The sequence below is a fragment of the Pseudomonadales bacterium genome, from assembly GCA_013215025.1.
In the GTDB taxonomy this organism is placed as follows: Bacteria; Pseudomonadota; Gammaproteobacteria; order Pseudomonadales; family DT-91; genus DT-91.
The window spans coordinates 1-1,896 of record JABSRR010000310.1 but is presented as its reverse complement, the minus strand read 5'-3'; the positions used below and the strand labels follow the sequence as shown (position 1 = coordinate 1,896).

Genomic DNA, 1,896 nt, shown 5'->3' with positions numbered 1-1,896 from the left:
GCGATTAAAAGCTGCTGCAACTCTCGTTGTGCCTGCTGCGCATCAATGCAGTGAAAGTTGTTGGGGTTTTTAGGCTCGGTCAGTGAGGCTTGAAGCGCATGCGCCAAGTTTTCTGGCTGCAGTAACTGCTGCTGCAGTGTTTGTTGTAATTCAAGCAATGTCGCCTGCGTGATTGGCTGGCTAGGTGACGGCGCTATTGCTTCAGCCGGAGCGGCCCATTGAATCGGCAGAGTGCTAAGTGTCAAACTTGACTTGGAAGCCTGACGGTTTTCCTTGTTATCAACTTCATCAGTTTTTGAAACGTCAGTCGCTTGAACCAGTAAGTGCTGGCCAATGTCTTGCAGGCTTGGGGATCTAAAACCGATGCTGATAGTTACGCAATTATCGCTGCTGGCAGTGCCCCAGTGCGCCAGGCCTGGAGGCAAATAAAGCATATCGCCAGGCTGGCATTGAAAGCGTTGCGTGCAGTCAAAATTTTCTAAGATATGTAAGGGGCTGTTCTCAACCAGCTTTGAGCTGGCATCACAGGCCTGACCAATTTGCCATTCACGCTGGCCCGCTGCTTGAATCAGAAATACATCGTAATGATCAAAATGTGGGCCCACGCTGCCATGTGATGGCGATATACTGACCATAATGTCGTCTAGCCGCGCTTGGTCAATGAAATTAAATTGATCACGCAGTTGAAGAAACGCTGGCAATATATGATCAACTGACTGTATCAGTAAAGTCCAGTGGCTTTCAGCTAAGCTGGTCAGGGTGTCTAAAGAAAATGGGCCGTGCTGCAGGCTGAAATCGCGCTCTGCTAATTGATGAATCAATCGCGATTCAACTTCAGCGTCCATGGCCAGACCAGCAAGTTCGTCGATATCAATATCGTTAGCAGAAATGCCGATAGCCTGCGGTAGAAATGCAGCCTGACGTTGCCAATGATTTGACAAAAAGTCAGACCGTAAAAATTCAAGCGCGGCCGGATTGATTTGCATTGATATATCTGCGCAAACTCACACAGGCTTTGCGCTAGCTTGAGATTGCTTTCGTTTGGGCCACGGCATTGCCAATATAAGACGCCGGTGTCATCGCCAAAAGTTCAGCCTTAGCGGACTCAGGTAGTTCAAGTGAGGCGATAAAGTCGGCCATCATTTCAGCATTCATGGCTTTACCTCGCGTAAATGCTTTGAGTTTTTCATAAGGCTCATCAATGGCATAGCGGCGCATTACGGTTTGAATCGGCTCGGCTAAAACTTCCCAGGCATTGTCTAAGTCGGATGCTAATGCCTGAGGATTTATCTCAAGCTTATTTAGGCCTTTTAGCGTTGCTTGATAGGCGATCAACGAGTAAGCAAGGCCAACCCCCATATTTCTTAACACGGTTGAGTCGGTAAGATCGCGCTGCCAACGGGAAATCGGAAGTTTTGCTGAAAGATGCTGTAGTACGGCGTTAGCAATGCCAAGGTTACCTTCTGAATTTTCAAAGTCGATAGGGTTAACTTTATGCGGCATGGTAGATGAGCCAACTTCGCCAGCGATGGTTTTTTGTTTAAAGTACGCGTTTGAAATATAGGCCCAAATATCACGATCAAGATCAATTAAGATGGTGTTGAAGCGGCAATAGGCGTCAAAGAGTTCGGCGATATAATCGTGTGGTTCGATTTGAGTGGTGTAGGGGTTAAACACAATGCCTAAGCTTTCGATAAAGCTTTGTGCATTCGCTTGCCAGTCGATCTCTGGATAGGCACTGAGGTGCGCATTGTAATTGCCGACCGCACCATTAATTTTGCCTAACACTTCGATATTATCAATTTGTACCATCTGACGACGAAGACGATACACAACATTAGCCATCTCTTTACCGGCGGTAGTAGGGCTAATGTTGTGTATCGTCTTCGTCGTCAG

At 47.2% G+C, this 1,896-nt stretch carries 2 protein-coding genes; both read right to left on the bottom strand.

Annotated features, from left to right (window positions below; translation table 11 throughout):
- Positions 1-986 (bottom strand): hypothetical protein (locus tag HRU21_13230; GenBank protein NRA43250.1); only part of this gene is annotated, 986 nt, incomplete at its 3' end.
- A gap of 34 nt (positions 987-1,020) precedes the next feature.
- On the bottom strand, positions 1,021-1,896 hold an 876-nt coding region (gene purB / locus HRU21_13225; protein NRA43249.1), incomplete at its 5' end, for an adenylosuccinate lyase.